Here is a 19,828-nt window from a genome sequence, read left to right as displayed (position 1 = left end):
GGTCATGAATACAACCAATACGCGAAACGAAGCGAGCAATAACAACCGTATAGCAGAAACGCGCTTTGACCGTCAGGCACCCTGGGAGATCAGTCGCCACTCTGCGCTGCACCGGGCGGTGTGGCAGTTTCTGGCCACCAGCAGCCTTGTGTTCGGGGCGTGGTATCTGCTGTGGCGCTGGACCGAGTCGCTGAACACGGCAGCACTCTGGTTCTCGCTTCCGCTGGTAATTGCCGAGACTGGCGCGTTCATCGGCCTGATCCTGTTCACGATCAACATCTGGACTGACCGCTCGCCCAAACCGGGCGCACTGCCGCGAACGCTGCGCGATGTAAGTGACGATGGCAGTGCGCCGGCGCGGCCGCTAGTGATCGACGTGTTCTTCGCCACCTACACCGAAGACCCTGAAATCGTGCGCAAGGGTCTGAAGGCGGCAGGGCAGCTGAGCTATCCCCATCTGATCGACCTCCGGGTGCATGTGCTGGATGACGGCCGCCGCGCCGCAATGGCGGTGGTCGCGGCAGAGGAAGGGGCGAACTACATCACAAGGCAGGACAACGTCGGCTTCAAGGCCGGGAACCTGCGCAACGCGATGACACTCACGTCGGGTGATTTCGTGGTGATCTGTGACGCGGATACGATCCCGTTTGAAAACTTGCTGACCGAAACTCTTGGCTACTTCCGCGATCCGCAGATGGCGTGGGTCCAGACCCCGCAATGGTTCTGGGACATTCCGCCGGGCGTGCCGCTGACTGCGGTGCTGGCGCGCAGGCTTGGTCGGCTGGGCGGTGCCATTGGCAGCAAGATCGAGGCGCTGATCGGCCCGGTCCGGTTTGGTGAAGATCCGTTCGGCAACGACCCGCAGTTGTTTTACGATTTCATCCTGCGCCGCAGGAATTGGGCCAATGCCTCCTTCTGCTGCGGTGCGGCCTCGGTGCATCGCCGCGAGGCATTGATGGAGGTCGCGATCCGCGACTGGGCGTCGGACGTGGACGCGGCCGCAAGCCGCCAGGACCGCAAGGTTCGCCGAATGACGAAAGAGGCGGCAGTCAGCACTGAACTTGCCGCCGCAAACCGGATGGCGACCGCGCAGGCGACGGATTTCACGCCCTTCATGCTGCATGTGTCCGAGGATATCTACACCTCGATCCGGCTGCATCAGGACCGCGAGCGCGGCTGGAAATCCGTGATGCACCCGGTTGTCGTGTCGCGGATGATGTCACCGAATGATCTGCTCAGCTGGACGATCCAGCGCTTCAAATATGCAGGCGGCACGCTGGATATCCTGCGCACCGACAACCCGCTTTTTCGCAAGGGCCTGACCCTGCCGCAAAAGCTGATGTATGGCGTGACGTTCTATTCCTACCTTTCGGCGCTGTGGAACGTGGTGTTCATTGTCTGGCCGATCATCTTCCTTTTCACCGGACTGGTGCCCGTCGCCACGTATTCGATGGATTTCTTCCTGCACATCGTGCCGTTCCTGTTGCTGAACGAACTGGCCCAACTGACCGGGCTTTGGGGCGCCAAGACCATGACCGGGCGGCGCTGGTACATCGCGATGTTCCCACTGAACCTGCAGGCTCTCTGGGCGGTGGCGCGAGGCCGCAAAATCTCGTTTCCGGTGACGCCCAAGGATCGCAGCGAGGGCCGCTTCCTGCATCTGGTCAGGTGGCAGATCCTGCTGGCCGCACTTACTCTGGCCGGTCTTGGCTGGGCGTGGGGCGTGTATCTGGCGGGCGGCGGCAATTACTCCGCGGGCGGCCTGATTGCCAACACCGTCTGGGGCGTGAACAACGTCCTGTCGCTTTTGCCGATCATCCGCGCGGCGGTGTGGCGGCCAGACCCTGAATTTGATCTGCCGGTCATGAAAGGACTGCAGCATGAAGGCAAATGAAGCGCTCGCCGGTGCGCGAGGCCAGATCGTCTGGATCGTGGCGCTGGCGGCGTCGACCGCCACCATCATCCAGCTTGAACGGCTGGATATCGGCGCGCCGCCAGCCACGGTCGCAGGCACGCACACCGAAGTGCCGCGCGACATCGTGCTGGCCTCGGACGCGACCGGGGCGCTGGCCGCCGCCGCCGCGCGCGTCACTGCGGAACCGGACGATCCCACGGCCGCCGCCTCGCTGCTGTTGGCGCTGTCGGTCGCGGTCAAGGCCGGTTCGCTTGACCGCGAGGCGGGCCGCACCCGCGCCCTCGCCCTGATCGACAAGGCCGCAGAGGCAGGCCCGGCGTGGGATCCGGTGCTGGTCCTGGCACGGCAGACCTTCAGTCCATAGTGCGGCGCGTTCGCCGCCCCGCACGCTGCCTTAGTTCCGGTAACGCACCATCCGCAGCCGGACATGATCCTCGACCTTGCGGAAGTTCACCTCGTCCATCGAGATCACGATAAGCGATAGCCCGCGCCCGCCCTCGTCAAGATTTTCGATGTCATCAAGATCGAAGTCCAGTTGCTGCGCGCCGGCCCCCTCGAACAGCGACGGCATCGGCGGCGAACCGTCCTCGATTTCGAGCGCGACCTGCGTGTCCGAAATTTCAAGAAAGACGCCGATCGGGCTCGGGCAATCGCTTGGCCCGTACAGGATGGAATTGGTCAGTGCTTCGACAAACGACAGCTCGACACTTGCCACTCCGTATTCGTCAAGCACGTCATCCAGCCACGCGCGCATCTTGTCTGCCGCAGGGCCAATCTGCCCGAGTTCGCGTTCAATCGATAGGGATCTGGTCATGGACATGATGGGGACCGGTCAGGCGCCAAGGCTTCGGATGGCGTCGTTCACCGTCGCGTTCACGGAAAACACGCGGTCCATCTTGGTGACCGAGAATAGCCGCGCCACGGGCGTGCGCATCTGGGCCACTGCAATCGTGCCCAACGGCCCCAGTTTCTTGACCGCCGCGATCAGCGCGCCAAGTGCCGAGCTGTCCATGAAGCCGACCTCGCCCAGATCCAGGATGATGGATTGCTGGCCTTTCGCGATCCGCTCGATCAGCGCCTCGCGCAGGGCGGGGGCGGTGCTCGCATCAAGCCGGGCGTCCCGCATTTTCAGGATCAACAGATCCCCGTTCATTTCCTCAACGATGTTCATTTGCCTGTGTCCCTTCCAATATGACGATAGTTACGTCGTCGTCCAAAGTGTCGTTGCCGCGCCAGTCGCGCAGGGCCGTGTCCAGATCCGTCAGGATCCGTTCCGTCGTCCGGTGCCCCGAGGCGCGGATCAGGTCCTGCACCCTTTCCTCGGAGAACAGCTCGCCCCGCGCATCCGCCATCTCGTGCACGCCGTCGGTCGCGATCAGCAGCCTGTCGCCGGGGCCAAAGGCGAACGGAACCGCGTCATAAGTGGCATGTGGCAGGACTCCCACCGGCAGCCCCCCGCTGCCCAGCACGGTCAACCCGCCCGACGCCTGCAACAGCATGGGCGAGGGATGGCCCGCCTGCACCAGCACGCCGCACCCTGCGGCGGGGTCGATCTCGGCCAGAACCAACGTGAAATAGGGCAGGTCGCTTGGCCATTCGCGGTTGATCTCGGCGGTCAGCTCGGCAAGGTCGGCACCGGGCCTGCGCTGCAGGATCGCCTGCGCGACCGTGTATTTCGACGCCACCGACACCAGCGCCGCTGCGGCACCATGCCCGGCCACGTCAATCTGGAACACGATCACGCGACCATCTGGCTGTTGCAGAACGTCGAAGGTATCGCCCGCAAGGAAATGCGACGGCCGGAAATAGGATGACAGCGAGATGTTCCCAAGCTGCGCCTGCTGCGGCAGGAGCGACGCCTGGATCACTGCCGCCGCTTCCAGATCGGTCTTCAGGTGACCGTAGGTTTCCTCCAATCGGCCATGCAGCTTCAGGCGCTCGCTTTGCAGCGCGTGGCGCAGCGTTGCATTTGCCTTGAATGCCCGCAGCGCGTCATCCATCGCGTCAATTTCGCGCAGGCCGCTTTGCTTTGGCAGGGGTACGTCGATGTTGTCGAGGGCAAGTTGCAGCATCGCGGCGCGCATTCGTTCCAGTGGCGCGACCACCCACTCCAGCAGCACGCGCGCGGAAATCGCCACCAACGCGCCCGACACGTAAAGCACCAGCGACCAGACCAGAATTGATCGTCGCGCTGTCTGCGCCAATGTCGCCACGGCATTCTGCGTCAGCCGGAACGTTGCGCCCTGCAATTCGTCCAATTGCAGAATCGCGGCCTGCGATACGCGCCGCCAATGGGCGCGCGCCTCTTCGACGCCCTGGCCCGACGCAAGGGCGACATGAAGCTCCTGCTCGGCAAGGGTGTAGGCATCGGCGTCGAACCCCCTCAGGCCGGGGCCAAGCCCCTGATTGCCCAGCGATCCCAGCAATTCCTGAAAAGGGTCGACCGACCGGGCTACCTCGGACGCGGCCTTGACCACAAGCGAGGTTGCCGGGCGGCGGGCGCGCATCTCGTCCGAGGTGCCCATCGCGACCTGCCGCGCCGCCGTGACCTCCAACAGCGCGGCGTCCCTCATGAGCTCGTCCAGCAAGGTCAGCGTGTTGGTGCGCAAGTAGTAAAGCCCGAACAGATGTGGGCTGATGCTGTCGCTCTGGCTCAGAAGGTAGATGCGGTAGGCCAACAGGTCTGCCACACTTTCCGACACCGTCTCGAACCAGCGGTCTGCGGCAGCCTGACGCGCCTCGGAATGGACCGGAAGCGCCAGTGCGTCCCGCGCGGCCTGCCGCAGCGAAGGCAGCCGATCGGACAGTACCGTCAGAACGGCTTGGTTTTCGTCATCGTCCCGCAGCTTGATCCGGTCGACCGCGCGGAGCATCACGGCCAACCTCCGGTCAACTTCGAATATTGTCGCCTGATTGACTGGCCTGCCCAACGTCAGCGCAAGGTAAAAGGCGTTGCGTTCGCGGGCCAGGGCAAGGGCGGAGAGCGCGAGTTCGTTCCGTGAGAGATTGGCCTCGAACTGGCCGTTCGCCCTCTGACGCAGCGTATTGAGCTCGATCAGCTGCAGCGCCACCAGAACGAGGATGACGGCACCTAGCGACCCTATGAGAGTGAACAGGGTGGAGCGGATCGTCGTCAGGCGCATTCGGGGGGGTCCGGGGCGTTGAAGGGCGTTAACCTTTCGTCCGTAAACATGTCAAAAGCATGGAAAAACGGACACAATCGTTAATATTGTTCGGGTTGAAGAGCACAACTTTTAGGATATACGTCGCCCTGTAGTACTATCGCAAAAGGTGCGCGTGTGACGAATTTTCCCTTGGGCCCGAATGAACGCGAACGCTTGCGCGTGCTGCATGCAAGCGGCCTTGTCGGCGGCCCCGGCCTGCCGATTCTCGATGCCCTGACGGCCGAGGCCAAGCTGCATTTCGGCGTTGATATTGCCGCGGTCACGCTGATCGACACCGATCTCGCGGTGTTCAAGGCCAAGTCCGGCGTCGACGGTGACGACGCCCCGCGCAATGTTGCGTTTTGCAACTACACCATCCTGGAGGACCAGGTTTTCGTCATTCCCGACACCCTCGCCGACGCCAGATTTGCCGCGAACCCCTTGGTGACCGCGCCGCCGCATATCCGCTTTTACGCCGGTGCGCCCTTGGTCTTTCAAAAGGGCATCCGTTTCGGGGCGCTTTGCCTGCTGCATTCCCAACCCCGCGACTTTACGCCCGGCGACCGGGCCGAGCTTCGGGAAATGGCAGGGCGCGCGGTCAGCACGATTGCCAGTCACTGGTTTGAAATCGATTCCAAAACTGGCGCCCACGGCTGAAGGTCAGCAAAGCCCTCCGCCCGTGAGGGGCGGTTCTGCCCATAAATTAGCCGTTTGTTGCGGCAACGGGCTCATTTCTGCAGGCAAGCCCTTGACCCGGGCGGCCTGACGCATAGGCTTCATTACACAAATCGGCAAATCGTCGGACGGCATCAGGGCCTTGCCGCAGACCTCTACGGATGGTCTGCGGCAAGGTCTTTGCGTTCTCGGGGGCAAAGGCGTGAAGCGACGGATCGAACTTGGCTTGCTCTATTCACGCTCGGGTAGCTATTCGCTGATCTCCGAAGCGTGCCGGTCCGGGGCGCTGGCGGCGATTGCCATGGTGAATGCCGACCCCGCGCTTGATGTTACCTTTCTGCCGGTGGAACGCGATCCTGGCGGCAACGTCGATGCCTACGGCCCGCTCTGCGAAGAGATCCTGCGCGATACCGGCGCGCGCCATGTCCTTGGTTGCGTCACGTCCTGGAGCCGCAAGGAAGTGATCCCGACGGTCGAGAAATTCGGCGGCACGCTTTGGTACGCCGTGCCCTATGAAGGCTTCGAGGCATCTGACCACGTCGTTTACACCCATGCCTGCCCGAACCAGCATCTTTTGCCGCTGCTTGATTGGGTGATGCAGTCGCATGGCCGCCGCGCCTTCCTTGCCGGGTCGAACTACATCTGGGGCTGGGAGATGAACCGCCTTGCCCGCGAACGGATCACCTCTGCCGGAGGCGAGGTGCTTGGCGAACGCTACCTGCCGATCGGTTCGCGCGATGTGGGCCGGATGATCGACGAGGTACGCTTTGCCCGCCCCGGTTTCATCCTGAACTCGCTTATCGGGCCGTCGTCTTACGAATTCATGGCCGCCTACCGCGCGCTGGGGCAGGAGGACGCGCATTTCCGCCCGCAAAACTGTCCGGTCCTGTCGTGCAACCTGACCGAATGCGAGTTGCCCGCGCTGGGGCAGGCCGCCGAGGGGCTTGTGGCGGCTGGCCCCTATTTCCGCGGCATTCCGGGCTGGCCTGGCGCCGGCAATTTCGGCTCGTCGCATGAGGCGGCGGCGTTTTCAGCGGTGAAGGAACTAGCGCGGCTGCTTGCCGGTCGCGAGGGGGCCGAAGAACTGCCCCTGTCGCAGCTTCTGGCGGGCGACCGTGGCAAGGGGATCGTCGATCCCGAGACCCACCACACCGTGCTGCCGGTCCTGATAGCGCGGGTCATGAACGGCACTTTCCACCCGATCAAGCGGCTGGAGGCGGTGGAGGGCGATCCCTACCTTACGCGCGGCCGCTTCGTCCCGGCTCCGGCCCTGCGGGTGGTGTCATGAAGCGCCGCACCATCCGCATCCCGAACCTTGGCCACGCACATGCGATCATCCTGCACCGCCCCCACCCCACGGTGCAGGCGCTGACCCGGCAGTTGACGGCCATCGGCCTGTCCGTGACGCAAAGCTGGCCCGAACTGGGGCCGGAGGCGCTGGCCGCCGACTACATCTTCTTTGACGCCGACATGGGCCATGACGGGATGTTCCCGTGGGAGGCAGGCCAGCCGCCGATCCCGATGATCGCCCTGATCGGGTCCGAAGCGCCGGGCCGGATCGAATGGTCGCTGAAGGCCGGTGCCCATGCCCAGTTGCTGAAGCCTGTCGGTGACAACGGCGCTTATTCCGCACTTCTCATCGCCCGCGATGCCTTTGACGCACAAAAGGCGCTGTCCGCCGAAATCGCCGATCTGCGGCGGCGGCTGGAGGAACGGCAGACCGTGGTGCGCGCGGTGACGCTGCTGGCCGCGCGCGGCAAGAGCGACGCCGAGGCCTATGCCCAGTTGCGCCAGATGGCGATGGCCTGGCGCATCAGTTTCGAGGATGCCGCGGCGCGTATTGTCGCCAGCCACGGAGGCGGCGATGACCGATCTAAGCGCGGCTAGCGCCCCCCCACAAGGCACCTTTGCCCGCCTGATGCGGCGCAAGCTCGCGGTCTTTGGCCTGCTGTTGATCGTACTGGTCGTTGCCGGCGCGACCTTCGCCCCGTTGATTGCGCCCTTCGATCCGAACGACCAGATGTTCGACGGCCTGACACTTGAAGGCGCACCCATGCCGCCCGGCGGGCAATTCCTGCTGGGCACGGACCTTCTTGGCCGCGACCTTTTCAGCCGCCTTCTTTACGGCGCGCAGACCTCGCTGGTGATCGGCGTGGTTGCCAACGGTCTCGCGCTTCTGATCGGCACGCTGGTCGGCATCACTGCAGGGTTCTTTCGGGGCTGGATCGGCGCGATCCTGATGCGCTTCACCGACCTGATGATGGCCTTTCCGGCCCTGTTGCTTGCGATCTGCCTTGCCGCGATCTTCCAGCCCTCGCTCTGGATCGTGGCCTTGGTCATCGCGCTTGTGAACTGGGTCCAGACCGCGCGGGTTATCTACACCGAGACGACCTCGCTTGCGACGCGCGACTTCATCGCCGCCGAGAGGACGTTGGGCGCCAGCACATCCCGGATACTGTTCCGCCACATCCTGCCGCATCTCATCCCCACCATCATCGTCTGGGGCACGCTCGGCATCTCCACGACCGTGCTGCTGGAAGCGACGCTTTCGTTCCTTGGCGTCGGTGTGCAGCCACCCACGCCAAGCTGGGGCAACATCATCTTTGAAAACCAGACCTACTTTCAGACCGCGCCGTGGCTGGTGTTCATTCCCGGTGCTGCGATCATCCTTCTGGCGCTGGCCTTCAACCTTGTCGGCGACGCGCTGCGCGATGTCCTTGACCCCACGCAACGGGGGCGCGACTAGTTGGCTGCATATCTCATCCGCCGCCTGATCCAGTCTGCGCTGATCCTTTTGGGCGTCAGCTTCATCACCTTCTTCCTCCTTTACGTGCTGCCCGCCGACCCCGTGCGCCAGATCGCCGGCCGCTCCGCCACGGCTGCGACGGTGGAGAATATCCGCGAGCAGCTTGGCCTCGATAAGCCCTTCATCGTGCAATACGCCCGCTACCTTGGTGGCCTTTTGCAAGGCGACATGGGCCGCAGCTATCTGCAAAAGACCGAAGTAGCCGAACTGATCTGGTCGCGACTGCCTGCCACGCTCCTTCTGATGCTGGGCGCCATCGTCTGCGAACTGATCCTTGGCGTGACGATGGGCATCATCGCCGCACTATGGCGGGGCAGGGCGGTCGATCAGGTGCTGATGACCACTTCTTTCGTCACCGTCTCGGCCCCGCAATTCGTTGTCAGCCTCCTCCTCCTTTATGTCTTTGCCGTAAAGCTGGGCTGGTTCCCGATCGGCGGCTACGGCACCTTCGCGCACTTGGTCCTGCCCGCAGTGACCTTGGGCATTCTCGGCTCGGGCTGGTATTCGCGGATGATGCGGTCGTCGATGATCGACGTCCTTCGCGCCGACTATGTCCGCACCGCCCGCGCCAAGGGACTGGGCCGCGCCCGCGTCGTCCTGCGCCATGCCCTGCCGAATGCAATCCTGCCAGTGATTGCGATGATCGGCATCGACATCGGCATCTTCATGGGCGGGATCGTGGTGGTGGAATCCGTCTTCGGCTGGCCCGGCATCGGCCAACTGGCCTGGCAGGCGATCCAGCGCGTCGACATTCCGATCATCATGGGGGTCACGCTGGTGTCCGCCCTCGCCATCGTCATCGGCAACCTTCTGGCCGACCTGATCGCCCCGCTGATCGACCCCCGAATTACCTTACGTTGATACCCCTTCGCTGAAACCAACAGGAGAAAAGCAATGAAAAAACTGCTCGCTTCCACCGCCGTCATGCTGGCGCTGGCGCTGCCCGCCGCCGCGCAGGACTACACGCCCGATCCGGCGGCCAAGCCCGGCGGCACAATCACCATCACCTACAAGGACGATGTCGCCACGCTTGACCCCGCGATCGGCTACGACTGGCAGAACTGGTCGATGATCAAGTCACTGTTCGACAGCCTGATGGACTATGTTCCCGGCACCACCGAACTGCGCCCCGGCCTTGCCGAAAGCTACGAGATTTCCGAAGACGGCCTGACCTACACCTTCAAGCTGCGCCCCGGCGTCAAGTTCCACAACGGGCGCGAGATGACTGCGGAAGATGTGAAATACTCGCTCGACCGCGTGACCAACCCGGAAACGCAATCGCCGGGTGCGGGCTTCTTTGGTGCCATCGCAGGATTTGAAGCCGCAGGTCCGGGCGGCCTGTCGGGCGTTGAGGTCGTCGATCCGACGACCGTCAAGATCACCCTGTCGCGCCCCGACGCGACCTTCCTGCACGTCATGGCGCTGAACTTTGCATCCGTCGTGCCGAAGGAAGCGGTGGATGAGGCGGGCGCCGATTTCGGCAAGAAGCCTGTCGGCACCGGGGCGTTCAAACTGGCCGAATGGACGCTGGGCCAGCGCCTTGTGTTCGAAAAGAACGCCGACTACTGGCGTCCGGGCGTGCCGTTCCTCGACAGCGTGGTGTTCGAGGTCGGGCAAGAGCCGGTTGTGGCCCTCCTCCGCCTGCAGAACGGCGAAGTTGACGTCCCCGGCGACGGCATCCCGCCCGCCAAGTTCATGGAAGTGATGGCTGATCCGGCGCAGGCCCAACATGTGGTGCAAGGTGGGCAGTTGCAAACCGGCTACATCACCCTGAACGTGAAGACGCCGCCCTTCGACAAGCTTGAGGTGCGCAAGGCCGTCAACATGGCGATCAACAAGGACCGTATCACCCAGATCATCAACGGCCGCGCCATTCCCGCGACCCAGCCACTGCCGCCATCGATGCCGGGCTACACCGAAGGCTACGCCGGTTACCCCTACGACGTTGAAGGCGCGAAGAAACTGCTTGCCGACGCAGGGTTGGCTGACGGTTTCGAGACCGATCTTTACGTGATGAACACCGACCCGAACCCGCGGATCGCGCAGGCCATCCAGCAGGACCTTGCCGCCATCGGCATAAAGGCGAACATCCAGAACCTTGCCCAGGCCAACGTGATCGAAGCAGGTGGCGCAGGCACCGCCCCGATGATCTGGTCCGGCGGCATGGCCTGGATCGCGGACTTCCCCGATCCGTCCAACTTCTACGGCCCAATCCTTGGTTGCGCTGGTGCGGGCGAGGGCGGCTGGAACTGGTCCAAGTTCTGTGACGAAAGTCTGGATGCCAAGGCCGTCGCGGCCGACAGCATGTTCGATCCGGCCAAGTCTGCGGACCGGTTGAAGGCATGGTCCGACGTCTACATGGCCGTGATGGAACAGGCGCCCTGGGTTCCGGTGTTCAACGAGGAGCGCTATACGATGAAATCCGAGCGCATGGGTGGTGAAGACGCGCTCTACGTCGATCCGGTCTCGATCCCGGTCAACTACGACTACGTCTGGGTCAAACAGTAATGTGCAAGGCCTGCGACTACACGATCCACGGCGCGCAGCATCACTTTGGCTGGGACAACTCCCTGCCCCCGGCGCTGCGCGTCGCACCTGGCTCGACCATCGAGTTCCACTGTCACGATTCCTCGGCGGGCCAGCTTGGCCCGTCGTCGACACTGCAAAGCGTCGTTGACCTCGACTTTGGCAAAATCAACCCGGTGTCGGGGCCGATCTTCGTCGATGGGGCCAAGCCCGGCGACGTGCTGAAAGTGACGCTTGAAGGGTTCGCGCCGAAGGTGTTCGACGGCAAGGGTTTTGGCTGGACGGCGAACATCCCCGGCTTCGGGCTGCTGGCCGACCAGTTCACTGATCCCGCACTTTGCCTGTGGTCCTACGACCCGGCCAGCATGGAACCGGCACTTTGGGGCAAATCCGCCCGTGTACCGTTGAAACCTTTCTCCGGCACCATCGGCAACGCCCCGGCCGAGGTCGGTCACCATTCCGTCGTCCCACCGCGCAGGGTAGGCGGCAACCTTGATATCCGCGACCTGACGGCAGGCGTGACCCTTTACCTGCCGGTCGAGGTGGAAGGCGCCCTTTTCAGCGTGGGCGACACCCATGCCGCACAGGGCGACGGCGAGGTGTGCGGCACGGCCATTGAATCCCCGATGAACGTGGTCCTGACGCTGGATCTGGTGAAGAACCAGCCGCTGAAGACCCCGCGTTTCACCACTCCGGGGCCGGTGACGCGGCACCTGGACGCCAAGGGCTATGAGGCGACCACGGGCATCGGGCCAGACCTGATGACCGCGGCGAAGGATGCTGTGTCGAACATGATCGACCTTTTGCAGGCGCAACAGGGCATCTCGGCGGTTGACGCCTACATGCTCTGCTCCGTCTGCGGCGATCTTCGCATCTCGGAAATCGTCGACATGCCGAACTGGGTCGTCAGCTTCTACTTCCCCCGGGTCGTTTTCGAATGACCCTTGTGGAAGCCGTGCAAACTTCCGGGGCGATCATCGCCCCGGACCTTGTCCTGCGGATTGAAGGCCTATGCGTATCGGTTCGTACCGAAGCTGGCCTAAGGCCATTGGTCGAGGACCTGTCCTTCACGCTGAACCGCGGCGAAACCCTTGCCATCGCAGGCGAAAGCGGGTCGGGCAAATCGATCACCTCGCTGGCCATCATGGGCCTGCTGCCACCCCCCGCCGTCCGCGTTACCGGGGGCCGCGTCATGCTTGGCGACGAAAACCTTACCGCGCTTCCCGAAGCCGACCTGCGCGCCATCCGTGGCGACCGCATCGCGATGATCTTTCAAGAGCCGATGACCTCGCTCAACCCGGTGATGACCGTCGGCTCGCAATTGACTGAGGCCATCCGCGCCCACGATCCGGTTAGCCGTACCGAAGCGCAGAAGCGCGCGCTAGAAGCGTTGAAAGCCGTCCGACTGTCGGAACCCGACCGGCGAATGCGCCAGTATCCCCATGAACTGTCCGGCGGTATGCGCCAGCGCGTGATGATCGCGATGGCGCTGGCGCTGCGCCCCGAAGTCCTGATCGCAGATGAACCCACAACTGCCCTTGACGTGACCGTTCAGCGCGAAGTGCTGGACCTTCTCCGCGACATGCAGCGCGACCTTGGAACCGCGATCATCCTCATCACCCACGACATGGGCGTCGTCGCCGAGATGGCCGACCGCGTCATCGTCATGCGTCAGGGCAAGCAGGTCGAAACCGCTGCCACCACCACCATCTTTGCCAAACCCCAAGCAGACTACACCCGCGCGCTCCTCGCCGCCGTGCCGCGCATGGGGCAGGCCGCCGCTCGCCCGCCCGTCACCAGCGAACCGGTCGCCCGACTGTCCGACGTCGTCGTCCGCTATCCCCTGCGCGGCGGCCTTTTCGGCGGCGTCACGCAAAACGTGCATGCCGTCGAACACGTCAGCTTCGACATCCGCCGGGGCGAGACCTTCGCCCTAGTCGGCGAATCCGGCTGCGGCAAGTCGACCATCGCCAAGGCCCTCGTCGGCCTCGCCCCGCACAGCGGCAGCATCGAGATCGCCGGGCAGACCCTGTCGACCCAATCGACAGAAGGCCTGAAAGCCCTCCGCTGCAAGGTGCAGATGGTGTTTCAGGACCCGATGGCCGCACTGAACCCAAGGATGCGCATTGGCGACCTGATCGCGGAACCCTTGCTGATCCACGCCATCGGCGACGCCACAACCCGCACCGCCCACGCCGCGGACCTGATGCAGCGTGTCGGCCTTGAACCCGACCACCTCTCGCGCTATCCGCACGAATTTTCCGGCGGCCAGCGCCAGCGCATCTGCATCGCCCGCGCGCTGGCCCTGCAACCCGATCTGATCATCGCCGACGAAAGCGTCAGTGCGCTGGACGTCAGCGTGCAGGCCCGTGTGCTTGACCTTTTGCGCGCGTTGCAAACCGAATTTCACATGTCCTACCTGTTCATCAGCCACGACATGGCCGTGGTCGACAGCATTTCCGACCGGGTTGCCGTGATGTATCTGGGCCAGATCGTCGAACTCGGCACCCGCGCCCAGATATTCCGCAACCCGCAGCACCCCTATACCCGCCGTCTGATCGAGGCTGTGCCGCTGCCCGATCCCGCCGCCAAGCGCCCGCCCTATGCCCGCATCGCCGGCGAAATCCCGAGCCCGCTGCACCCGCCCGGCAAGGAACCGCCTCGTGTGATACTGCGTGATATTGGCGATGGGCATCTGGTCGGCGCGCTGCCTGGGCAGGGCTGAAGCCCGACATGACGTCAGCGTGCTATCGCCCCGACGATCAGCGCCGTCTGGCGCTGGACGGTTTCGCGCAACGTGTCCAGATCCATGCTGTCGGATTTCACGAACTCGATGAACATCTGGTTGAGGTTGTTGAACACCACCTCGCCAACCACCGGTGCCGCCACATCGGCCCGCAGCTTGCCCCTACGCTGCAGTGCGCGGATCATGTCGCAGACCTGTTCCGTCAGCATCCGGTCCAGTTCGGTATAGCGCTGCGAAAACGGGGTGTCAGGCGCCTCGATGGAAAGCGCCATCGCCGTGCGCCAGGTGGCCTTCGACAGATAGACGAGCGAATGGTCGTAATACCGCCCGATCAGTGCATCCAGCGCCTCCACCGGGTCGGCGGGCGGGTTGGCCAGCACCAGCGCCCCTTCGCCCAGCACCTCCTCTACCTCCATCGAGACGATGGCAAGCAGCAGATCGCCCTTGGTCTCGAAGTAGTTGTAAAGCGTGCCGACCGACACATCCGCCGCCGCCGCGATATCTTCCATCCGCGCGGCACCATAGCCGGCCTCGCGGAACAGCCCTGCCGCCGCTTCCTGCATGCGGCGTGTGCGATCCGCCTTGTGCCGCGCTCTCAGTCCGGTCATTTCCGCCCGTTTTCGTAATCCATGACAATTTTGACATTGACTTCAAAAATCGCCGAACTCAATTCTTTTCCATCAGCCCGCCAGAGGCCCACCACAACAGGAGTCACCGCATGAACCGCCCCCTGACCGCCCTTGCCCTGCTGCTGCTCGCCTCGCCCGGCTACGCGCAGGAATTGAACGCCCTGGTCTGGTGTGACCACACCGACCCCGCCCTGATCGCACCGTTCGAGGAAAAGTTCGGCGTAAAGGTCAACCTCAAGGAATACGAAGGCACTGCCGCCGGCCTGACGATCCTTGACCAGTCGCAGCCCGGCGACTGGGACGTTCTGGTGATCGACGCCGTTGACGTGCGCCGCGCGGTCGAGGCAGGCCACCTTGCCGAACTGCCCGCCGACAAGCTTGCCACCGCAGACTTCTTCCCCGAACTGGTGATGGCCGAAAACAACACCGTCGATGGCAAGACCTATGCCGTGACCGAAAAGTTTGGCTACAACACCATCGCCTACGACAAGACCAAGGTTGACCCGGCCGACATGGCGGACATGGCGACACTCACCTCCGGCAAGTATGACGGGCGCATCGCGATCTACGATTACTACCTGCCGGTTCTTGGCCTTTTGTCGCTAGGGCAGGGCACAGCCACTGCCGACATCACCGCCGACACGCTGGCTGCGCTGAAGGAACCGCTGTTCGCGCTGAAGAAAGCATCGAAACAGGTGGCCGATGTGGTTTCGGCCCAGACTGCGCTTGCGACGGGCGAGGTCGACATCATGGTCGGCGGCGGCGAATGGGTGACGGCTGTCCTGATGGCCGACAACCCCAACCTCGACTGGACGATCCCCAAGCAGGGCGGCCTGCGTTGGGCTCAGTCGATCGGCGTTGTTGCGGGGACAACCCAGCCCGATCTGGCGCTTGAGTTCGTCAACTACATAACCTCGCCGGAAGGTCAGGCGCGGCTTGCAACCTCGTCCTGCTACTGGGGGATGCCCGCCAACTCCAAGACCGGCGATCTGCTGACGCCGGAACAGAAGGCCACCCTGCGCTGGGACGAGCAGCCCGAATTCCTTGCCCGCGCGCAGCTTTACCCGATCCCGGACGCAGCGCTTGATACCGCGATGCAAGACCTGTGGACCGAGATGTTGCAACAGTGACCCTCGCCGCGCGCGAACGCCGGCTGGGCTGGGGCCTTGTCGCCCCGGCCCTCCTCTGGACGCTCGCGTTCTTCGTGCTGCCCTTCGTCGCGATGCTGGCCCTGTCCTTCGCGCGCATGGATGGGCGCGAGGTGCTTCCAGGCTTCGACCCCGGCAATTACGTCCGCTTTTTCACCGACTGGACGCTGTTCAAGGCCCTTGTGACCTCGCTTGAAATCACCGCCGTCGTGACGGTCGTATCCCTGATCCTCGCCTACCCGTTGGCCGCGATCATCGCGTTCCGCGTGCCGCCGCGCTGGCAGCGGCTGGCCCTTCTAATGGCCGTGCTGCCGTTCTGGACGTCATACGTCGTGCGGTCTTACTCGTGGCTTCTGGTCCTTGGCCAGAATGGTGTGGTGAACAAGTCGCTCCTCTGGGCTGGCATCATCGCCGAACCGCTGGAGATTGCCGCCACCCGCACGGCCACCATCATCGGCTTTGTTCATTTCTTCGTCATGCTGCTGACGCTGACGATCTATGCCAACCTGATCCAGCTTTCCCCCAACTACGCCCGCGCCGCCCAAGACCTCGGAGCCGGCCGCATCGCAACCTTCATCCACGTCATCCTGCCTCTGACCCTGCCGGGCGTGGTGACGGGCGCGTTCTTGACCTTCGTCCTCTGCATCGGCGACTACATCACCCCGCAAATCCTTGGCGGCAACAACGAGCTGACGCTGCCGCAGCTCATCATGCTGCAACTGGGCCGTTCAGGGAACTTCCCCCTCGCCTCGGCCCTGTCGGTGATCCTGATGGCGGTGGTCACGCTTGCCTACGCCGCCTCGGCCCGCTGGCTGCGATTGGACCGGCTATGAGGGCGCTTACCTGGGCCTACATGGCCGCGCTTTACGCCTTCATCTTCCTTCCGGTCGCAGTGCTGGTGACCTTCTCGTTTCAGGACGGCCGCCTGCCGGTGCCGCCCCTGCAAGGCGTCAGCCTGCGCTGGTATGAAACCGTCCTGTCCGACCGCAACCTGATGGCGGCGCTGGTCAACTCGCTTGGCGTCGCGGTGCTTTCCTCCACCGTCGCGCTCATCCTCGGCTTTCTCGCCGCCCACGCACTTGCCCGCGTGCGCTTGCCCGGATCGGTGGTGATGCGCGGCCTCCTGATCGCGCCAATGACGGTCAGCTATCTCATCATCGCCCTCGGCCTTCTGACGGTGTTCAACCAGACCGGCATCCGCCTTTCGCTTGTGACCGCAGGCATCGGCCATGTCGTCATCAACCTGCCGCTCTGCTTCGCCATTACATATGCCGCGATGGGCGACCAGCAGCGCAATGCCGAACGCGCAGCGCGCGATCTTGGCGCATCCGACTGGCAGGTCTTGGCGCACGTCTCGGCCCCGATGCTCGCGCCCGCCCTCGCCGCCGCCTTCTTCCTCTCCGTCACCTTCTCCTGGGACGAATTCATCATCGCCTTCCTCCTCACCCGCTTCGACGTGACCCTCCCGGTCGAGATCTGGTCGATGCTCCGCTCTGGCCTTTCGCCCGCCACCAACGCCATCGGCTCGCTGGTCTTCCTCGTTTCGGTCAGCCTCGTGATCGCCCTCGAACTCACCATTTTCCGGAGGGCACGATGACCGCCGCCGTCTCGATCCAAGGCCTCTCGCAGCGCTACGGCACCGCCACCGCGCTTGACGCCGTCAGCCTCGAGATCGCGGCGGGCGAGTTCATCGTCCTCCTCGGCCCCTCGGGCTGTGGCAAGACCACCCTTTTGAACCTGATCGGCGGCTTTGCGGAACCGACCGAAGGCCGCGTCCTGATCGGCGGGCGTGACATGGCGGGCGTGCCGCCGAAGAACCGCCCCACCACCACCGTGTTTCAGGACTACGCGCTTTTCCCGCATATGACGCTGCGTGACAACGTGGCCTTCGGGCTGAAGATGCGCGGCATCGCAGCGCAGGCCCGCGTGGCCAAGGCGGAAGAAATGCTCGCCCTCGTCGGCCTGCAAGGCCGCGGCGACCGCCGCCCGCACGAACTGTCGGGTGGCCAGCGCCAGCGCGTCGCCCTTGCCCGCGCGCTGGCTGTCGACCCCGACGTGCTGCTCCTCGACGAGCCGCTCGGCGCGCTCGACATGAAACTGCGCCGCCAGATGCAGGACGAATTGAAGGCGATCCAGGCCAAGCTTGGCACAACCTTCATCCACGTCACCCACGATCAGGAAGAGGCGATGGCGATAGCCGACCGGATCGTGCTGATGAACGCCGGCCGGATCGAGGATGCAGGGCCCCCCGCCGATGTTTACCTGCGCCCCAAGACCCTGTTCACCGCCAGCTTCATGGGCGAGGTTAACCGCATCCCTCTGATCGCCGGTCAATCCCCACTCGGCCCGCTCCTCTCCGGCACCGGCACGCTGGTCATCCGGCCCGAAGCGATCAGCACATCTGGCCCGCTTGCCCTTGGCCCCGCGCGCCTGATCGACCTTGCGTTCTTTGGCGGCTACCAGCGCGCACGCTTTTCCCCCTGCGCTGCACCCGACCTCGTGCTGACGGCACACCTGCCGCAAGCCACCCGTCTTGACCCCGGCGCCGAACTGCCGCTCTTCGCCACGTCCCACGTCCTTCTGGAAACCGATCCATGATCCACGCCAACCCCGCCGATTGGTGGCGCGCCCGCAAACTGGACGATGGCGTCACGCATATCGACGAACCCCACATCCGCGAGTTCTACCGCTGCAACGTCTGGCACGTCCGGGGCCGCGACCGCGACATGCTGGTCGACAGTGGCATGGGCGTCGTCTCTCTGCGCGACCTCGTCCCCCTCGTCACCGAACGCCCGCTGGAGGCGGTGGCAAGCCACACCCACTTCGACCACATCGGCTGCCACCACGAATTTCCCTGCCGGTCCTGCCACGGTGCCGAAGCGCATCTGCTGCGCGCGCCGACCCGCGAGAACACCTTTGCCGACACTTACGTGACCGACGACATCTTCACCACGCTGCCGCCAGCGCCCTATTCCTCGGCCCATTACGCCGTCCCCGCCGCCCCGGCGACGCGGCTTTTGTGGGATGGCGATGTGATCGACCTTGGCGACCGACATTTCGAAGTGATCCACACCCCCGGCCACTCCCCTGGCGGCATCGCGCTGTGGGAATCCGCGACGGGCATCCTTTTTTCCGGCGACATCGTCTATGACGGCGAGCTGATCGAAAGCACGGACCCGCGCGAACAGGCGCAGTACGCAGCCTCGATGGAACGCCTGCTGCGCCTGCCGGTCCGCATTGTCCACGGCGGCCATTTCCCCAGCTATTCCGGCGACCGGCACCGCGAGATCATCCTTGGCTGGCTTCGCGGAAAGGGTCTCTGACGCCAATTGTCAGGCCTGAATATTGCGGTTGCTTTCATCGGGCGGATCGGCAACTGGTATACACCAGATTGCAAGCCGGGGGCCCTCGTGAACCAGACCAAAGCCCTTGTCGGCCATGTGAAGACCGCACTTGAAAAGGGCTCGCCGGATAAGCCCTTGTATCAGCGCCTGTCCCTCGCGCTTCTCGATGCACTTTTGATCGGCAACGCCGCCAGCGGCGACGGCCTGCCCAGCGAACGCCGCCTGTCGGCTGACCTTGGCATCAGTCGCGTGACCGTGCGGCGTGCGCTCGACATCCTCGCGCGCGACGGCCGCCTGCAGCGCCAGCAGGGCGCGCAGACCCGGATCGTGGAGCGGCTTCAGAAAACCCTGTCCACCGTCACCGGATTTTCAGACGAGTTGACGGCGCGCGGCAGCGTGCCGGGGCAGCGCTGGATATCGCGAAAAACCGTGCTTCCGACCCCGATCGAAGCCATGTCGCTTGGGCTTTCGACCTCTGACCCCGTCGTCCGGCTGGTGCGCATCCGCACCGCCGACGGTCGCCCACTTGCGATCGAACGGGCGACCATTCCCCAAGCGATCCTGCCCTCCGGCGATCTGGTCGACACGTCGCTTTACGCTGCCCTGCGCTCGTTGGGGGCGGGGCCGGTTCGCGGCGCCCAGCGCATCCGCGCCGGACTGATGTCTCCCGTCGAAGCCGAACTGCTGGAGGCCGAACCCGGTGCCGCACTCCTCATCATCGAACGGCGCTGCTATCTGGCGGATGGCCGCGCGGTCGAATTCACCGAGACCCGCTACAACGGCAAGCTTTACGACTTCCTGACCGACCTCGGACATTAGGTGGTGCATACCAGTAGGGTTTCTGTTGCATACCAGTTGGCCAACCTGCACCGTTG

General features: G+C 64.1%; 20 protein-coding genes. 16 read left to right on the top strand and 4 right to left on the bottom strand.

Annotated features, from left to right (window positions below; translation table 11 throughout):
- Nucleotides 1-4 precede the first annotated feature (4 nt).
- Nucleotides 5-1,894: a glycosyltransferase gene (locus ACROUL_RS17390; RefSeq protein WP_431300696.1), complete on the top strand. Its 1,890-nt coding sequence runs from the start codon at nt 5-7 to the stop codon at nt 1,892-1,894.
- Nucleotides 1,881-2,279, top strand: a complete 399-nt coding sequence (locus ACROUL_RS17385) for a hypothetical protein (RefSeq protein ID WP_431300695.1) — start codon at nt 1,881-1,883, stop codon at nt 2,277-2,279. Before ACROUL_RS17390 ends, ACROUL_RS17385 begins: the two co-directional genes overlap by 14 nt.
- A 30-nt stretch (nt 2,280-2,309) precedes the next feature.
- On the opposite strand, the gene ACROUL_RS17380 is transcribed toward ACROUL_RS17385, so the two are convergent.
- Genes ACROUL_RS17380 through ACROUL_RS17370 form a run of 3 tightly spaced genes read right to left on the bottom strand, consistent with a single transcriptional unit; the run spans nt 2,310 to nt 5,058 of the window.
- Nucleotides 2,310-2,729, bottom strand: coding sequence for an ATP-binding protein (locus tag ACROUL_RS17380; protein ID WP_431300694.1), 420 nt, complete (start codon nt 2,727-2,729; stop codon nt 2,310-2,312).
- A gap of 18 nt (nt 2,730-2,747) precedes the next feature.
- Complete coding sequence (locus ACROUL_RS17375; RefSeq protein WP_431300693.1) at nt 2,748-3,086, bottom strand: STAS domain-containing protein; 339 nt, start codon at nt 3,084-3,086, stop codon at nt 2,748-2,750.
- Complete coding sequence (locus ACROUL_RS17370) at nt 3,073-5,058, bottom strand: PP2C family protein-serine/threonine phosphatase (protein WP_431300692.1); 1,986 nt, start codon at nt 5,056-5,058, stop codon at nt 3,073-3,075. Before ACROUL_RS17370 ends, ACROUL_RS17375 begins: the two co-directional genes overlap by 14 nt.
- Nucleotides 5,059-5,214: 156 nt before the next feature.
- On the opposite strand from ACROUL_RS17370, the gene ACROUL_RS17365 reads away from it, so the two are divergent.
- From ACROUL_RS17365 to ACROUL_RS17330, 8 genes are all read left to right on the top strand, one after another.
- Nucleotides 5,215-5,736: a GAF domain-containing protein gene (locus ACROUL_RS17365; RefSeq protein ID WP_431300691.1), complete on the top strand. Its 522-nt coding sequence runs from the start codon at nt 5,215-5,217 to the stop codon at nt 5,734-5,736.
- A gap of 220 nt (nt 5,737-5,956) precedes the next feature.
- Complete coding sequence (locus tag ACROUL_RS17360) at nt 5,957-7,042, top strand: transporter substrate-binding protein (protein ID WP_431300690.1); 1,086 nt, start codon at nt 5,957-5,959, stop codon at nt 7,040-7,042.
- Nucleotides 7,039-7,641, top strand: coding sequence for an ANTAR domain-containing response regulator (locus ACROUL_RS17355; RefSeq protein ID WP_431300689.1), 603 nt, complete (start codon nt 7,039-7,041; stop codon nt 7,639-7,641). Before ACROUL_RS17360 ends, ACROUL_RS17355 begins: the two co-directional genes overlap by 4 nt.
- Nucleotides 7,619-8,500, top strand: a complete 882-nt coding sequence (locus ACROUL_RS17350) for an ABC transporter permease (protein WP_431300688.1) — start codon at nt 7,619-7,621, stop codon at nt 8,498-8,500. The genes ACROUL_RS17355 and ACROUL_RS17350 overlap by 23 nt, the downstream gene beginning before the upstream one ends.
- Entirely contained in the window at nt 8,501-9,421 is a 921-nt protein-coding gene (locus ACROUL_RS17345; RefSeq protein WP_431300687.1) for an ABC transporter permease, read from the top strand.
- A gap of 33 nt (nt 9,422-9,454) precedes the next feature.
- Entirely contained in the window at nt 9,455-11,068 is a 1,614-nt protein-coding gene (locus tag ACROUL_RS17340; protein WP_431300686.1) for an ABC transporter substrate-binding protein, read from the top strand.
- Nucleotides 11,068-12,027: an acetamidase/formamidase family protein gene (locus tag ACROUL_RS17335; RefSeq protein ID WP_431300685.1), complete on the top strand. Its 960-nt coding sequence runs from the start codon at nt 11,068-11,070 to the stop codon at nt 12,025-12,027. Before ACROUL_RS17340 ends, ACROUL_RS17335 begins: the two co-directional genes overlap by 1 nt.
- Entirely contained in the window at nt 12,024-13,811 is a 1,788-nt protein-coding gene (locus ACROUL_RS17330; RefSeq protein ID WP_431300684.1) for a dipeptide ABC transporter ATP-binding protein, read from the top strand. The genes ACROUL_RS17335 and ACROUL_RS17330 overlap by 4 nt, the downstream gene beginning before the upstream one ends.
- Before the next feature lie 14 nt (nt 13,812-13,825).
- Here the strand turns inward: ACROUL_RS17330 and ACROUL_RS17325 are convergent, their stop codons facing one another.
- A complete protein-coding gene (locus tag ACROUL_RS17325) occupies nt 13,826-14,440 on the bottom strand; it encodes a TetR/AcrR family transcriptional regulator (RefSeq protein WP_431300683.1) in 615 nt (204 codons plus the stop codon).
- Nucleotides 14,441-14,550: 110 nt separating this feature from the next.
- Between ACROUL_RS17325 and ACROUL_RS17320 the strand changes: the two genes are divergently transcribed.
- The 6 genes from ACROUL_RS17320 (at nt 14,551) to ACROUL_RS17295 (ending at nt 19,772) form a co-directional block, all read left to right on the top strand.
- Nucleotides 14,551-15,591, top strand: coding sequence for a polyamine ABC transporter substrate-binding protein (locus ACROUL_RS17320; RefSeq protein WP_431300682.1), 1,041 nt, complete (start codon nt 14,551-14,553; stop codon nt 15,589-15,591).
- Nucleotides 15,588-16,442 (top strand): ABC transporter permease, encoded by an 855-nt coding sequence (locus tag ACROUL_RS17315; protein WP_431300681.1) that lies wholly within the window; start codon nt 15,588-15,590, stop codon nt 16,440-16,442. Before ACROUL_RS17320 ends, ACROUL_RS17315 begins: the two co-directional genes overlap by 4 nt.
- Nucleotides 16,439-17,206, top strand: a complete 768-nt coding sequence (locus tag ACROUL_RS17310; protein WP_431300680.1) for an ABC transporter permease — start codon at nt 16,439-16,441, stop codon at nt 17,204-17,206. Before ACROUL_RS17315 ends, ACROUL_RS17310 begins: the two co-directional genes overlap by 4 nt.
- Nucleotides 17,203-18,207 carry an ABC transporter ATP-binding protein gene (locus ACROUL_RS17305; protein ID WP_431300679.1) on the top strand — a complete coding sequence of 335 codons (1,005 nt, stop codon included), beginning with the start codon at nt 17,203-17,205 and terminating at the stop codon, nt 18,205-18,207. The genes ACROUL_RS17310 and ACROUL_RS17305 overlap by 4 nt, the downstream gene beginning before the upstream one ends.
- The gene (locus ACROUL_RS17300; protein ID WP_431300678.1) at nt 18,204-18,932 is read left to right on the top strand and encodes an MBL fold metallo-hydrolase; all 729 of its coding nucleotides are present in this window, start codon (nt 18,204-18,206) and stop codon (nt 18,930-18,932) included. The genes ACROUL_RS17305 and ACROUL_RS17300 overlap by 4 nt, the downstream gene beginning before the upstream one ends.
- Before the next feature lie 87 nt (nt 18,933-19,019).
- Nucleotides 19,020-19,772, top strand: coding sequence for a GntR family transcriptional regulator (locus tag ACROUL_RS17295; RefSeq protein ID WP_431300677.1), 753 nt, complete (start codon nt 19,020-19,022; stop codon nt 19,770-19,772).
- Nucleotides 19,773-19,828: the final 56 nt, after the last annotated feature.

The sequence above is a fragment of the Tabrizicola sp. BL-A-41-H6 genome, assembly GCF_050632395.1.
In the GTDB taxonomy this organism is placed as follows: domain Bacteria; phylum Pseudomonadota; class Alphaproteobacteria; order Rhodobacterales; family Rhodobacteraceae; genus JAUYQR01.
This window is presented reverse-complemented; position numbering and strand designations above follow the sequence as displayed.

Bases quoted from the DNA above. Each gene is read 5' to 3' on its own strand.
- ACROUL_RS17300 (WP_431300678.1), top strand. From the start codon at position 18,204: ATGATCCACGCCAACCCCGCCGATTGGTGGCGCGCCCGCAAACTGGAC.
- ACROUL_RS17330 (WP_431300684.1), top strand. From the start codon at position 12,024: ATGACCCTTGTGGAAGCCGTGCAAACTTCCGGGGCGATCATCGCCCCG.
- ACROUL_RS17370 (WP_431300692.1), bottom strand. From the start codon at position 5,058: ATGCGCCTGACGACGATCCGCTCCACCCTGTTCACTCTCATAGGGTCG.
- ACROUL_RS17375 (WP_431300693.1), bottom strand. From the start codon at position 3,086: ATGAACATCGTTGAGGAAATGAACGGGGATCTGTTGATCCTGAAAATG.
- ACROUL_RS17320 (WP_431300682.1), top strand. From the start codon at position 14,551: ATGAACCGCCCCCTGACCGCCCTTGCCCTGCTGCTGCTCGCCTCGCCC.
- ACROUL_RS17335 (WP_431300685.1), top strand. From the start codon at position 11,068: ATGTGCAAGGCCTGCGACTACACGATCCACGGCGCGCAGCATCACTTT.
- ACROUL_RS17305 (WP_431300679.1), top strand. From the start codon at position 17,203: ATGACCGCCGCCGTCTCGATCCAAGGCCTCTCGCAGCGCTACGGCACC.
- ACROUL_RS17355 (WP_431300689.1), top strand. From the start codon at position 7,039: ATGAAGCGCCGCACCATCCGCATCCCGAACCTTGGCCACGCACATGCG.
- ACROUL_RS17350 (WP_431300688.1), top strand. From the start codon at position 7,619: ATGACCGATCTAAGCGCGGCTAGCGCCCCCCCACAAGGCACCTTTGCC.
- ACROUL_RS17310 (WP_431300680.1), top strand. From the start codon at position 16,439: ATGAGGGCGCTTACCTGGGCCTACATGGCCGCGCTTTACGCCTTCATC.
- ACROUL_RS17380 (WP_431300694.1), bottom strand. From the start codon at position 2,729: ATGACCAGATCCCTATCGATTGAACGCGAACTCGGGCAGATTGGCCCT.
- ACROUL_RS17385 (WP_431300695.1), top strand. From the start codon at position 1,881: ATGAAGGCAAATGAAGCGCTCGCCGGTGCGCGAGGCCAGATCGTCTGG.
- ACROUL_RS17340 (WP_431300686.1), top strand. From the start codon at position 9,455: ATGAAAAAACTGCTCGCTTCCACCGCCGTCATGCTGGCGCTGGCGCTG.
- ACROUL_RS17390 (WP_431300696.1), top strand. From the start codon at position 5: ATGAATACAACCAATACGCGAAACGAAGCGAGCAATAACAACCGTATA.
- ACROUL_RS17325 (WP_431300683.1), bottom strand. From the start codon at position 14,440: ATGACCGGACTGAGAGCGCGGCACAAGGCGGATCGCACACGCCGCATG.